The organism is Leyella lascolaii (assembly GCF_900079775.1).
Lineage (GTDB): Bacteria > Bacteroidota > Bacteroidia > Bacteroidales > Bacteroidaceae > Prevotella > Prevotella lascolaii.
This window is the reverse complement of record NZ_LT556049.1, coordinates 36,464-50,566: the sequence shown is the minus strand read 5'-3', so window position 1 is coordinate 50,566 and position 14,103 is coordinate 36,464. Positions and strand designations below refer to the sequence as shown.

Genomic DNA, 14,103 nt, shown 5'->3' with positions numbered 1-14,103 from the left:
GTCATGCGAAGTACGTTCAAACTATTGTTTTACATCAACCGACAAAAGGTAAAGAAAAACGGCAAATGCCCCATTATGGGACGTATTACCCTTGACGGCAAGGTGAGTCAGTATTCCACAGGATTGGAAATTGAACCTGTATATTGGGATGCCGATGCAGGCAAGGCAATTATGGACGGACGCAAGGAAAACCTTGCAGGCGAGAAGAAAAAGGAGTTGTTCAGATTGAACGATACCTTGTCCGCATTGGAAGCCAAAGCCCGTATCGCCTATAAGGAAAATGTGGACAGCTATGGCTTCGTGTCGGCTGAAATCATCAAGAATGCCGTAACTGGTAAGTCGCAGGTAAAAGAAACCCTTCTCGCATTGATGGACGAACATAATGAGGAATACGCCAAACGTGTGGGCATTGACAGGACAAGGCACAGTTATATCCGATACCTGACCACACGCAAGCATATCCACAATTTTATGAAGTACAAGTATGACATGGAGGACATGCCATTGCGTTCGCTGACCATGCGCTTTATGACAGACTTCACATTCTATCTTTCCACCGTACTTAAATTGAAAGTGTCGGCATACAACGACTATCTCATTCTGCTGCACAAGATGACTCGGCTCGCCCTGAAGAAGCATATCCTCAAACGCGACCCGTTTGCAGGACATAAGATTGAGAAAGTCCCGGTGAACCACCGCTACCTGACGGGCGAGCAGTTTGAAAAGCTGTTGAATGCTAAACTGCCTACATACAGGCTTTGCCATACGAGAGACCTTTTCGTCTTTTCGACTTTTACGGGTATCGGGAGGGCTGACTTGGCTAACCTGACAGAGGACAACATCATCACGAAAGAGGATGGCAGCAAGTGGATTCACATTGCCCGACAGAAAACCAAAGCGGAGTGTCATATCAAGTTGTTAGATATCCCCCTGCGCATCATTGAAAAGTATCGCGGAGAAGGAAAAGACGGTAAGCTGTTTTATGTGCCAATTACCGGAAACCTCAACCGTAGCCTGAAAATGATTGCCGAACAATGCGGCTTGGAATGCCACCTTACCTACTATCAAAGCCGACACTCCTTCGCAACACTGATTTGTCTGAACAACGGTGTTCCGATAGAGAGCATCAGCAAGATGATGGGACATTCCTCCATTCGGACGACCCAAATCTATGCGGAAATCACCAACCAGAAAGTAAGCCGGGATTTGGCTGTATTGTCCGAAACGACCAAAGGCAAGTTCTCCTTGCCTGATGACGGAATGCCCTCACGTGTATTCAAATGTGGCAATTACAGCGGCTGGAAAAAGGAATGTAAACGAAATTCTGACAAATGAAAAATAATACAAACATGGAACGAGGAATCATTACAATTAGTGAAATAGGAATGGTCACGATACCGACCGATCCTGTTTGGATGACACAGCAGGAAATGTCAGACCTGTTTATGGTATTCTGCTGTGACATCCGCAAGGCTATCCGTGATATTTATAAGAATCATGAACTGTTGGAAGAAACAACCATGTGCTACATCAGACAGGAAGACGGGACACGTTACATGGTGTACAGCCTTGAAATCGTCATAGCTCTTGCATTCAGACTACGCAGCAGGGAATGTATGGTTTTCAGAATGTTCATTATGGAAAGGCTGTATGCGCCCAATCAGGAAAAGCCCATTCATTTGTTCTTTTCACTGTCCGAAGCCAATCCGCGATACAAATGTTAGTGTTGTTTGTACCTATAATGATAATAATGCAAGAAGCCGATGGCCGGGTAATTTACCTGTCTCCATCGGCTTCTGTTCCTTTCACACTTTACAAAATTATGTTTCCGTTCGGTAAGCATTCCGATACCCGCCCATCACCAGCTTTTCGATGTCAGATTCCTTGTAGAGAATCTTACCACCCAACTGGTAATAGGACACCATCCCGTTGTTACGATAATCCTGCAAGGTACGTCGGCTCACTTTGAGCCATGCCGACACTTCCTTGTCCGTCAGGAAGCGTTCATTACCGAATGAAGCCTTGCTTTTTTCGTTCATGCTTTCAATGCCGTTGAGCATGGAATCCAATTGCTCCATGAAGCCGACAGCCCATTCATCGTTAGTCATAATCGTTTTGTTCATTTATTACAGTGGATTTAGTGGTACAATAAATTCAATTATATTCAGATGGTCTTTCCCCGATAGGCGGCATCCTTTCGTCTGTCCTCTACAAGCCGTACGATACGCAGCACATCCTCCGGCTTGTAGAAAATCTTATGTCCAATTTGGGAGTAAGCCAGCGTTCCGTTGTCACGAAGCGTCTGCAAGGTTCTCGGACTGATACGCAGCTGCTGGCAGACATCCTGATTGTCCATCCAGCGGCTGAGCCGTCCTTCCTCCCTCTTGCCGAGGATTTCATTCACCCGGTCGGAGAAGCGGTTGAACTTCCCGACCATTTCTTCAAACACGTCTTTCGAGATAATCACAAATTCATTCATTGCATATACTGTTTTTATTGTTGGTAATCCTGTTTGTCTGCAAAGTAAAGCCAATACCAACATCGGACAATGGCTTTATTACTGACTGGCAGCTTGTGGCTGCAAGTGGTAGGGATTGGCTTAATTCTATATTCCGCAACAACCCTTCCGGTTGCCGACTGTACAAAGAAAAGCCAACTTCGGCAGATTCCAACCAACCCGCATCATTGTGGCAGCATTTGACGCTGGTACGGTAGCCTGTGGCGCATTTCGGATACCATGTATGCAAGATGATTCTCCAATCAAGCCCCCTGAAAACATTTTTATTTTCGTCTTATCCGGTCAGATTAAGCCCTTAAATATTAAACGGCTATTCTTTACCTCCGTGGCAAATCGGTGAATCATCCACCACTAATCATACATGAAAAATGCAAAATGCCACATTGTTGCCACAGCCAATCCAAGTATTTGACTTCCTGCATTATATCCATTTCCTTTGCTGCCGATAATCGGTCAAATGTGCGCACTACGACCACTATTGTTAAACATTTAATTCAAACAAGTATGAGAAAGAACGTAAGCAACCAGACGATGGATGAAGAGTTGAAAATCTTTTTGGGAACCAAGCCGGAAGTGGAAGAACAGAAGTCCGCCGGTATGCCGGCACAGGAGTACGAGGATGTACAGACAGGTACGGATGAGAACATGAATGAACAAACAGGTGAAACCGTGCAGGAAAATACGGATGGAAGCCCGCAGGTGATACACCGTGTCAGCGGCAAGCAACGCAGGGCATCGCTGGAGGAATACAAGGCAATGTTCCTCCCGGTACCGTCCATCGAAGACCGGAAGCCCGTGTTCCTCAGCCGCGACACACGCGATGCCCTCGACCGCATCGTCAGCCTGTTCGGCAGTCGCAGGATGAGCGTGTCGGGACTGATGGAGAACATCGCCCGCCACCACCTTGCCACCTACGGGGAGGACATCGAGGCATGGCGTAAACTCTGAGAATTAAGGAGCAGGTTTACGGGATGTTATTCGGAGTTACTCTGAACCAATCCAACGGAGTTTTGAGGGGAGCAAGTTTGTGTTTCGGGCATACCGAAACCGCCTGCTCCCACTCTCAAAAACTCGTGGAAGCCGCATCCCGTTGGTCTAATCAGTATCAACATTATAGACATTAGAATTTGAATCTTACAGATGGAACAAAAACAAAAAATTAATAGAAGAAAGAAGGGCGGTCGCCCCAAGAAGGAGGCGGCAGACAAGCTGAAATACCGTCTCACGGTGAAGATGGCGACATCGGACTACTACACCCTGAAAGGCAAGGCTCGGAGCGCAGGCATATCTGCCGGGGAATTCCTGCGCGAGTGTATGAGAAGCTGCCATGTGAAGGAACGGCTCACGCCAGAACACACGAATTATGTCCGCAAGCTGTGCGGTATGGCAAACAATCTGAACCAGATTGCGCACAAGGCGAATGCCGCAGGCTTCGTCACGGTGAGAGTGGAGTGCCGCGTGCTCGTGGCACGTATCGAGGAACTTCTGAACCTTATCTTCCTATGATAGCCAAAATCGTCAAGGGTAGTAATTTCAGGGGGGTGGTGAACTACATTCTTGACAAGGAAAAGGATGCCGAAATCCTTGTTAGTGACGGCTTGTTTTCCGAAGATAAGGACACGATAGTCATGAGTTTTGAGGCGCAGTCAGGGATGAATCCGAGAGTGACGAAGCCTGTCGGACATATTGCACTGGCATTCTCCAGAGAGGACGAACACCGCCTTACCGATCGGACAATGGCAGGAATTGCATTGGAATACTTGGAGAGAATGAGTATAAAGGACACACAGGTTCTTGTCGTGCGCCACTTTGATAAGGAGCATCCGCACGTGCATATCGCATTCAACCGCATCGCTAATGACGGCAGGACAATCAGCGACCAGAACGAGCGGATACGTAGCACACGTATCTGCAAGGAACTGACACGGAAGTACGGTCTGTACGTATCCGAAGGCAAGGAAAAGGTGAAACTGCATCGGCTGAAAGAACCGGACAAGACTAAATATGAACTTTATTTTCTCCTTAAATCGGAAGTTTCAAGATACGGTAACTGGCGGCAGTTAGCCGTTAATCTGGAAAAACAAGGAGTGAAAATGCAGTTCAAGTACAAAGGCAAGTCGAACGAGGTACAGGGTGTCATATTCTCCAAGAACGGCTATTCGTTCAGCGGCTCCAAGATTGACAGGCGGTTCAGCTATTCCAAGATAGACGAGGCTATGAACGCCAACAGGCAGGAGGAACAGCAAAGGATAATGACGGGCAATCAGGTTTCCGAACAGCCGACACTGCAATCTGAAGTGATGGGCAACGATGATTTGTACAGTGGTTCCATAGGCTTGCTCATGCCGAATGCTACAAACGGTCAGGCAGATGAGAACTATTTTGAGAAACAGTTAAAACGTAAGAAAAAGAAACAACGTAAAATCAGTTTATAAACATGGATAATAACGAAGTGTATGCGCTCTTTGAGGACATCAAAAGTGCCTTAAAGAGTATAAACAGCAAGTTGGAGAATACTCCGAAAGTAAGCAACAACCAGTCAGACGGACAGCCTCCGGCAATGGATTTGGCTCCCATAAAGGAATTGCTGAATACTTCTGCCAGAGAAAACCGGGAACAGACTAAAGCCATACTGACCAAATTCGGAGAGGCGGAAGTCTACACGTCAAACCGGATTCTGAATCTGTTGCGTGATTTGAAAGAATCGTTTACTCGAAGTGCTAACGGACAGGTGAACGAACCGCAGGAACATATCCACCGCCACAGCTTCGACATCAAGTCAAGCAAGGTGTTTTCCTTTTTGGTCGTCATGGGTGTCGTTTGCGGTCTATCCATCTGGGGCAACATCGAACTTTGGCAGTCCAGATGTCAGTATGCGGACGATGCGCTGAAGTTCCGGATTATTCGTTCATGGGGAGGTTGCGATGCAAAGACTATCCTTTGGCTGAACGATGTGTTTGACATCCGGCGTGACGAGGAAACCATAGAGTGGTTGCGCCAAGAGGCTGACGATTATGACAGGGATTTGAAGGCTGTTTCCGACAGCCTGATGCAGGAGAAGTTGAAAGTGGAACAAATTACCAATAACAAAAAGTAACGTGGATGGCATCAGTAAAAGCAAAATTCCGTCCTTCTTCCATAGACGGCAAGGAGGGCAGCATTTATTATCAAGTGATCCACAACCGCGTGGTCCGACACATCAGGACGGACTACCGGATATTTGAAAGCGAATGGAACGGGAAGTTGTCAATGATTGACATACCCACCATGCTTCCGGCAGAAAGGAAGCATCACCTTCGGTTGATTGTCCAGCAAGTGAACCGGGATGTGGGGAGGTTGGAATCCGTTATCAAAGAGTTGTCTTGTAAAGATAGTTGCTCCACAGATGCCATCATAAGCCGTTTCCGTGAAATATCTGAATTGCAGTCCTTCTACAGCTTCATGGAATCGGTCATCGCTCAGTTAAGGCGGTTAAACAGGGAACGGACATCAGAAACCTATTCGGCGGCATTATCCAGTTTCATGCGTTTCAGACGCAACAAGGATGTGCAGTTAGATGATATGGATGCGGACCTGATGATGGAATACGAGGCTTGGTTGAAGATGAAAAGCGTGTCTTTGAACACTATATCATTTTATATGCGTATCCTCCGTGCCGCCTACAACCGTGCCGTGGAAAAAGGGCTGACCGTGCAAAAGCATCCATTCAAGCATGTCTATACCGGAATGGACAAGACCCCAAAACGTGCCATCCATTTCAAAGACATCAAGCACATTAAGGAACTTAACCTGAGCGGGAAACCGCATTGGGAACTGGCGAGGGACATGTTCCTCTTTTCGTTTTACACCCGTGGTATGTCGTTCATTGACATGGCGTACCTCAAGAAGTCCGACCTGAAGAACGGGATATTGAGTTACCGCAGGCATAAGACGGGGCAGCAATTGCACATCAAATGGGAAAGCTGCATGGAAGCGATTGTCGCCCAATATGCGGCAGGCTGTTCCGAGGATTATCTGCTTCCCATCCTCAAGCTTCCATCCATCAATTTGCGCAGCCAATACAAGAGCACGATGTTCCGTATCAACAAGTATCTGAAGGAAATCGCCCGGCTGTGCGGAATAACGACACCGCTTACCATGTATGTGAGCCGGCATTCATGGGCAAGTATTGCCAAAAGCAAGAACATACCTATTTCAGTCATCAGCGAAGGTATGGGACATGATTCGGAAGAAACCACACGTATCTATCTCGCCTCCTTGGACGGTTCGGTGATAGACAAGGCGAACTCTATCATCCTAAAAGACTTATAGGCAGGGATTGTTTGAAAACAATGGCGGTGCTTCTGACGGGAGAGAATAAAGGCTGATAATCAGATTGTTTCCTGTTGGCTTGTAAAACAAAGGCTATTTTTGGCTGCTTTTATGCTTGTCAAGTGTATTTTAGCCGGGTGCAAACTGCTCATTTTTCGCAAAAATGTGTAAATTTGCACCCGATAGTGTATCTCCCGTCAGGAGATACGCTTTGCCCCAAGCGTATCAGACATGCCAGACATAGCGGACATATTGGAGAACGACATCCTCCGGGCTTCTCCGGAACTGTTGGCGACCCTGCTCAAAGACCATACGACGAGCAGGGGCGATGCCGTGTGCAATATCTTCTGGGCAACTTCCGATTATGAACACCTCGGCGAAGGGTATGGCTACCATGACCCGATATTGCCGGGGCTTATTACGGGCGAAAACGGACAGGTCATCATGCCACGCATCCTGAAGCACAGGGACACCCAGTCGGCGCGTGTACGGGACATGGCGGAGGTGTTCACCCCTTCATGGGTGTGCAACGCGCAGAACAACCTCATTGATGAAGCGTGGTTCGGCAGGAAAGACGTGTTCAACACGGAATACACGTCAGAGGATGGCACGTACGGATGGACAACGAATTCTGACAAGATAACTTTTCCCGAAGGAAAAACATGGAAAGACTATGTGCGTGACACCCGTCTTGAAATCACCTGTGGCGAAGCTCCCTATATAGTCAGCCGCTATGATACCACCACTGGGGCTGTCATTCCCATCGTCGAGCGTATAGGCCTGCTTGACCGGAAACTGCGGGTCGTCAGCGAGAATACAGACACTTCCGGCCTGTGGCTGGAAGCTGCACAGGAAGCCTACAAGAGTACATACGCTTACGAATGGCAGGGTGACAGCCTGCTCATCGCCCGTGAGTCCATGCTCTATTCTTTCATCGAGTATTACCGTGCCAAATTCGGCAAGAACCCTTTGCAAAAATCCATCAATTACATCGCCTATATTATCTCGTGGAACGTGTGGCAGATGGACGGGCTGAAAGGCGTTGTCCCCGGGAGTTGCAAGGACAAGGTACACACGGAAGTGTCCCTTTTCGGTGAAAGCAAGGAAATTGTCACTCCTTGCGAGGGATGCAGAACGGATAACATATTCAAGCACAACGGGACGTATTGCCTTATCAAGGACTGGCGGGCCAAAGATCCTCAGACCGGACGCAAAGGCAAGCGAATCAAATATATCGACCTCCTAAAATGAATGCCTATGAAATACTTCTCTTCCCTGAAACTGAAGCTGATATATGTGTTCCGCATCAACGATGCCGAACACGAGGGCTGTCTGAAAATAGGCGAGGCCACCTGTGACGACGGGAACGTCATCGGGCTGGCACCGAACAGCAAGCCCTTGAACGAGGCGGCAAGGAAACGCATCAACCAATACACGCAGACGGCAGGCATCCGCTATGAGTTGCTTTACACCGAGTTGGCTCTCTACAACCGGGGAGGCTTGCGTTCATTCAACGACAAGGAAGTCCATGTCGTATTGGAGCGTTCCGGCGTAAAGAAGAAAGTGTTTGACAAGGTGAACGGAGCCAACGAATGGTTCATCACCAACTTGGATGTTGTGAAACGTGCCATCGCAGCCGTCAAGGAGGGCAAGGAATCCCTTTTGCCGGGAGAGGTGGCATACGGGCGAAGCCCAATCATCTTCCGTCCCGAGCAGCGGGAAGCCATCGACAAGACCAAGCGGCAGTTCAAGAAAAGCAATCAGATGCTGTGGAATGCCAAGATGCGTTTCGGCAAGACCCTGTCCGCCTTGCAGGTGGTCAAGGACATGGATTTCCGGCGGACACTCATTCTGACCCACCGTCCCGTGGTGGACAGCGGATGGTTCGAGGACTTCGGCAAGATATTTTATGACCGGAGTGATTTTGCCTACGGCTCGAAGAACAACGGGGACAGTCACGAGAGCCTTGAACGGCGGACAAAGGCTAACGGTCTGCATTACGTTTATTTCGCTTCTATGCAGGACTTACGCGGCTCGGAACTGGTGGGCGGCAACTTCGATAAGAACAATGAAGTGTTCGCCACGCCTTGGGACTTGATTATCGTGGACGAGGCGCACGAGGGCACACAGACGGAACTGGGCAAGGCGGTGATGGCGGAACTGGTCAAGGACGATACAAAAGTCCTGCGCTTGTCAGGAACACCGTTCAACCTACTGGACGATTTCAAGGAGGACGAGATATACACCTGGGACTACGTGATGGAGCAACGCGCCAAACAGGAATGGGACAGGGTACATCAGGGCGACCCGAATCCCTACGCAGCACTGCCCGTCATGAACATCTATACCTACGACCTCGGACGCTTGCTCAAAGAGTTCGCCGATGAGGACGTAGCGTTCAATTTCCGCGAGTTCTTCCGCGTGAACGAGGATGGCGGCTTTGTCCACGAACGGGATGTTCCCGCTTTCCTCAACCTGCTGACCAAGGAGGACAAGGATAGCTGTTATCCTTTTGCCAACGAGGAATACCGGGGTATCTTTCGGCATACGCTGTGGATGCTTCCGGGGGTAAAGGAGGCCAAGGCACTCAGTGCGTTGTTACAGCGGCATCCAGTATTCCAGTATTTTAACATCGTCAACGTGGCTGGTGACGGCGATGAGGACGAGGAAAGCCGCGATGCCTTGGAAGCGGTGAACAACGCCATCGGCAAAGACCCAGATGCGACACGCACCATTACCCTGTCCTGCGGGCGTTTGACAACGGGTGTAAGCGTTCCTGCATGGACGGCTGTGTTCATGCTGTCCGGCTCATACAATACGGCGGCATCCAGTTATATGCAGACTATTTTCCGGGTGCAGACCCCTGCCACCATCAACGGGCGTGTGAAGGAGCAGTGTTACGTGTTCGACTTTGCCCCCGACCGCACCTTGCGTGTGCTTGCCGAGACCGCCAAGATTTCCGCTAAGGCGGGAAAGACCTCACAGAACGACCGCAAGATTATGGGCGACTTCCTCAACTTCTGTCCGGTTATTTCCATTGAAGGCTCCCGGATGGACAAGTTTGATGTGCCTCGTATGCTGGAGCAGCTCAAGAAAGTCTATGTGGAGCGCGTGGTACGCAACGGCTTCGAGGACAACAGCCTTTACAATGACGAACTGTTGAAACTGGGCGATTTGGAGTTGCAGGAGTTTGACGACCTGAAAAAGATAATCGGCCAGACCAAGGCGATGCCCAAGACCAATCAGGTGGACATCAACAACCAAGGGCTGACGGGCGAGGAATACGAGGAGAAGGAGAAGCTGGAGAAGAAATCCAAGAAGGAACTTACCGAGGAAGAGAAGCGCAGACTGGAAGAACTGAAAAAGAAGACGAAAAACCGTGAGGCGGCCATTTCTATTCTCCGGGGCATTTCCATCCGTATGCCTTTGCTCATCTATGGTGCGGAGTTGGAGAACGAGGACGAGGAAATCACCATTGACAACTTCGCCGAGAAGATAGACCCGCGTTCGTGGCAAGAGTTTATGCCCAAGGGGGTGAGCAAGCAGAAGTTCAACACCTTCAAGAAATACTACGACCCAGACATCTTCCGTGCGGCAGGCAAGCGCATCCGTGCGATGGCCAAGGCTGCGGACAAGCTAAGTGTGGAAAAACGCATCGGACGCATCACGGACATTTTCAGCACCTTCCGCAATCCGGATAAGGAAACCGTGCTTACGCCGTGGCGCGTGGTGAACATGCACCTCGGCGACTGTCTGGGTGGCTACAACTTCTTTGACAAGGAATACGAGTACACGCTTTACGAGCCACGTTTCATTGACCACGGCAAGGTGACGGCTGAGGTATTCACTTCCGATGCACGGATATTGGAAATCAACTCCAAGTCCGGCCTGTATCCGCTTTACATGGCTTACGGCATCTATCGGGCGCGGCTGAAAGACAGCACCATTTCCGCCGACACGTTGGAGGAACAACAGGCGGTATGGGACAAGGTGGTGGCGGAGAACATCTTCGTGGTGTGCAAGACACCGATGGCAAAGAGTATCACCAAGCGGACGCTGGTAGGCTTCCGAAAAACCAAAGTAAACACACGTTATTTCGAGGATTTAATCAACCAAATCAAGAACAAACCCCAGAACTTCATCGAGAAGATGGCAAAGGGACGCTCGTTCTGGAAAGCTAATGATGACGACAATATGAAATTCAATGCGATAGTAGGAAATCCACCGTATCAGGTTATGGACGGAGGCACTGATAGAGGAGCCGTTCCTGTGTATCAATACTTTATGAATATTGCAAAACGAGTACATCCTGATTATATAAGTTTGATAATGCCTGCACGTTGGTATGCGGGTGGAAGAGGTTTGGATGAATTTCGTTCTGATATGATTTCTGATACTCATCTTTCTCAACTACATGACTACGAGCTAAGCAAAGACCTTTTTCCTACGGTTGATATTGCAGGCGGGCTTTGTACGTTCTTATGGGATGCGAATTATAATGGAACTTGTAAGGTAACAAATTATAATGCCTTAAAAGATATTACGGCAAACCGATACTTAAATCAATTTGATACACTTATTCGTTCAAATGCGGCTGTTTCTATCCTTGAAAAAATAACATCAAAATCCATATCATATCTGAATAGTCTTGTTCTTTCAATCAATCCATTTGGATTTAGAACATATTTTCGAGGAAGTGATAAAGGTGATGTGAAGATACTTACAAGCAAAGGATGGGCGAAAGTTTATCGCACAGACATATCTAAGGGTATTGAGTATATAGACCAATTTAAGATAATTGTTGGTCGTTTTGTTCCCAGCAATGGTGAAATGAGTGTTAAACCGGGTGAAGGATATCGGGTATTAACCGAGCCTCAAATACTATCCCCTGCTGAAATTAATACTGAAACTTACATTGATACAGCTGTCTTCTGTACATTGGAAGAAGCTACGAATTATAAAAAGTATCTTCTAACGAAATTTGCTCGTTTTTTTCTTCGGCAAGGGATAACTTCTGTAAATGTGACAAAGGAATGTTTTGCATTTGTTCCGATTCAAGATTTTACCATAAATGGTGATATTAATTGGAGTGGAACAATACCCGAAATAGACCAACAACTTTATATCAAATATCATCTAACCGATGAAGAAATTGCATTCATCGAAAAGATGATAAAACCAATGCAGTAAAAGTATAAATTAAAGCGAAGGTGGGGATAACTCGCCCACCTTCGCTATAAGCAATAATCATTTTTCTTTCCTTACGCCTTTGAATGGCGTACCATCTTTCTTAACATCCATAAAACGACCTGTTTCGGAATCTCGTTTTACCCATTGTTCTGTCTTGGGATTGAAAGTCTGTGAACGTCCTTTCACTGCCCCATTACGATGTCCGTCACCAGACGGTGGATTCGTTGCCATATGCTTAATCTCCTATGTTTTTATTCTTGAATTATATAGCCAAGAACACGCTATTCCTAAATACTCTTATTAAAAATCGGTTGAAGCCTTATAATTTTAGGTTGTGGTGCAAACCATTCTGCAAAATCATTCTTATTTATATGCATTATGCTCATCAAATCTTGGTCAGAATATCCAAGCTCATCTTTGTATAATCGTAATGTTTCTTTCAGAATTGTAGGTTGCTCAATTGGCAATTGTATTGGTTCTGATTTAGTGTATCCTTTCTTTGAAAAATAAATTTGCATATTGCGATATTGTTGATTACTAATAACTTCCAAATCTTTAGCTCTTCTCACTATTGCATGCATGGATACTCTCCATCTTCTTTTGAGTGTGGCTAAGGTTGAAATTGTTAAATCTTCCAACATCGGACGTATTTCAAGTTCGGGCATTAAAAACTCTGTTGCAAATTCATCCGCTTCTCTTTCAGCCTCTTCACTTGATTTTGGTGGATTTGCAATGTGCATAATAATATGTCCTAATTCATGAGCCATAGAAAACCGAATTCTATCATCAGGCATTTGGCTATTAATGAACATAACCTTCCTATTTTCATTTGTTATAGCTGAAACACCGTCAATTTTTTCGGTTCCGAAATCAAACCGAACTATCACAATTCCATTATTTTCCAATAAAGTACTTAAATTAGGAACAGGTCCATGAAATACTTTCAAAGAAAAGCGAATTTTATGCGCTATTTCTTTGGGAGATAAATCTTCGCTTGGTCTATAGTTGTCTAGGGTATAATCTGGAAGTTCAACTGATTGCATAAGAGAATCTATGATAGCCTTGAAAATTTGTACTTTCGCTATGAAAGAATCTATTATTTTGTTTGTTATAGTCAATTTCCGTCTATAATATAGATAACCTACAGGTGGAACCTCATACATTTCGGAAAAAAACTCAATAGGCATGTCGTAGTATTGGCTCAATTTCTGCATCATATCATCAGACAACTCCAATAACCCATGTTCAGCTTTAGATAAAGTTGATTGTGATATTCCAACATCTTTAACAACGTCTTTTTGGGTCTTTTGTCTGAGTAATCGAGCTATCTCTAACTTCTCATAATTAAATGGGTTCATATTTTACTTCGCTTTTTTCTTTGAAACCTTTAGTATTGGCTTCTTCACTTCTATTTTTATATCTTCCGATTGAGCTTCTTCTTGGATTTCAAAAGGTTGATACAATGGAACAGACATAATGTAAGTTGACGATTTACCCTTTTTATATTGGAAATATGCAGATTGTATTGATTCCCGCATGTCATCTAAGGTGTATTCCAAAGTGATAATATGCTTATCCGCTTCTTGATATTCAATACATCGTGACGGCTTGGTGTCATTAGTTTTTGCCCCAGTAATCTTAAGAATAAAGATATAGTCCCCAAATGTAAAGAACAACCTTTCAGAACCAATTTTATTGGTAGAAAAATTTACATTCCAAGTTGGCATATAGGTATCAATCTGAGTCCTTATACTATTAAAAATAGCCTCATGTAAAAAGTTGGATTCATTCCGCATTGACATATCACCTGCTGCAAAAGTTTCTCGCATTCTACGAAAGCCATTGTTTAATCCATTTTTTACGCATTCTAAAAATGGGGTACCATGGATTGCATTTTTGAACTCATCGGGTTTAAACTCTCCCTTCCTTGAAGGGAATAAAGATGTCTGAAATATCTCCATAATTTAATTTTTTAATCTGGTAACAAATATACGGAAAATATTCCGAATACAAGCAACAATATGTAGAAAAATATTCCATTTGCTCGTATTTTAACATTTCGCAATAATTTGTTTATATACATC

The 14,103-nt window shown here is 46.0% G+C and carries 13 protein-coding genes; 9 read left to right on the top strand and 4 right to left on the bottom strand.

Features of this window, described 5'->3' with window-relative positions; genetic code table 11:
* The first annotated feature begins 3 nt into the window (after positions 1-3).
* Positions 4-1,335 carry a site-specific integrase gene (locus tag BN4609_RS10560; protein WP_068856646.1) on the top strand — a complete coding sequence of 444 codons (1,332 nt, stop codon included), beginning with the start codon at positions 4-6 and terminating at the stop codon, positions 1,333-1,335.
* Between the two features lie 14 nt (positions 1,336-1,349).
* Positions 1,350-1,724: a virulence RhuM family protein gene (locus BN4609_RS10555; protein ID WP_068856955.1), complete on the top strand. Its 375-nt coding sequence runs from the start codon at positions 1,350-1,352 to the stop codon at positions 1,722-1,724.
* A gap of 96 nt (positions 1,725-1,820) precedes the next feature.
* Here the strand turns inward: BN4609_RS10555 and BN4609_RS10550 are convergent, their stop codons facing one another.
* Entirely contained in the window at positions 1,821-2,123 is a 303-nt protein-coding gene (locus BN4609_RS10550) for a helix-turn-helix domain-containing protein (protein ID WP_068856645.1), read from the bottom strand.
* 41 nt (positions 2,124-2,164) lie between these two features.
* A complete protein-coding gene (locus BN4609_RS10545) occupies positions 2,165-2,479 on the bottom strand; it encodes a helix-turn-helix domain-containing protein (protein ID WP_068856644.1) in 315 nt (104 codons plus the stop codon).
* A gap of 543 nt (positions 2,480-3,022) precedes the next feature.
* Between BN4609_RS10545 and BN4609_RS10540 the strand changes: the two genes are divergently transcribed.
* From BN4609_RS10540 to BN4609_RS10510, 7 genes are all read left to right on the top strand, one after another.
* Positions 3,023-3,466, top strand: coding sequence for a DUF3408 domain-containing protein (locus tag BN4609_RS10540; RefSeq protein WP_068856643.1), 444 nt, complete (start codon positions 3,023-3,025; stop codon positions 3,464-3,466).
* Positions 3,467-3,658: 192 nt separating this feature from the next.
* Positions 3,659-4,024, top strand: coding sequence for a MobC family plasmid mobilization relaxosome protein (locus BN4609_RS10535; RefSeq protein ID WP_068856642.1), 366 nt, complete (start codon positions 3,659-3,661; stop codon positions 4,022-4,024).
* A complete protein-coding gene (locus tag BN4609_RS10530; protein ID WP_068856641.1) occupies positions 4,021-4,953 on the top strand; it encodes a relaxase/mobilization nuclease domain-containing protein in 933 nt (310 codons plus the stop codon). The genes BN4609_RS10535 and BN4609_RS10530 overlap by 4 nt, the downstream gene beginning before the upstream one ends.
* Before the next feature lie 2 nt (positions 4,954-4,955).
* On the top strand, positions 4,956-5,615 hold the full coding sequence (locus BN4609_RS10525; RefSeq protein ID WP_068856640.1) for a hypothetical protein: 660 nt from the start codon (positions 4,956-4,958) through the stop codon (positions 5,613-5,615).
* A gap of 5 nt (positions 5,616-5,620) precedes the next feature.
* Positions 5,621-6,829, top strand: coding sequence for a tyrosine-type recombinase/integrase (locus BN4609_RS10520; RefSeq protein ID WP_068856639.1), 1,209 nt, complete (start codon positions 5,621-5,623; stop codon positions 6,827-6,829).
* A gap of 231 nt (positions 6,830-7,060) precedes the next feature.
* A complete protein-coding gene (locus tag BN4609_RS10515; RefSeq protein WP_068856638.1) occupies positions 7,061-8,080 on the top strand; it encodes a restriction endonuclease subunit M in 1,020 nt (339 codons plus the stop codon).
* A gap of 6 nt (positions 8,081-8,086) precedes the next feature.
* Entirely contained in the window at positions 8,087-12,019 is a 3,933-nt protein-coding gene (locus BN4609_RS10510; protein WP_068856954.1) for an Eco57I restriction-modification methylase domain-containing protein, read from the top strand.
* A gap of 287 nt (positions 12,020-12,306) precedes the next feature.
* Here the strand turns inward: BN4609_RS10510 and BN4609_RS10505 are convergent, their stop codons facing one another.
* Together BN4609_RS10505 and BN4609_RS10500 are read right to left on the bottom strand one after the other, a co-directional pair.
* Positions 12,307-13,377 carry an XRE family transcriptional regulator gene (locus tag BN4609_RS10505; protein ID WP_068856637.1) on the bottom strand — a complete coding sequence of 357 codons (1,071 nt, stop codon included), beginning with the start codon at positions 13,375-13,377 and terminating at the stop codon, positions 12,307-12,309.
* 3 nt (positions 13,378-13,380) lie between these two features.
* Entirely contained in the window at positions 13,381-13,980 is a 600-nt protein-coding gene (locus BN4609_RS10500) for a hypothetical protein (protein WP_068856636.1), read from the bottom strand.
* Positions 13,981-14,103: the final 123 nt, after the last annotated feature.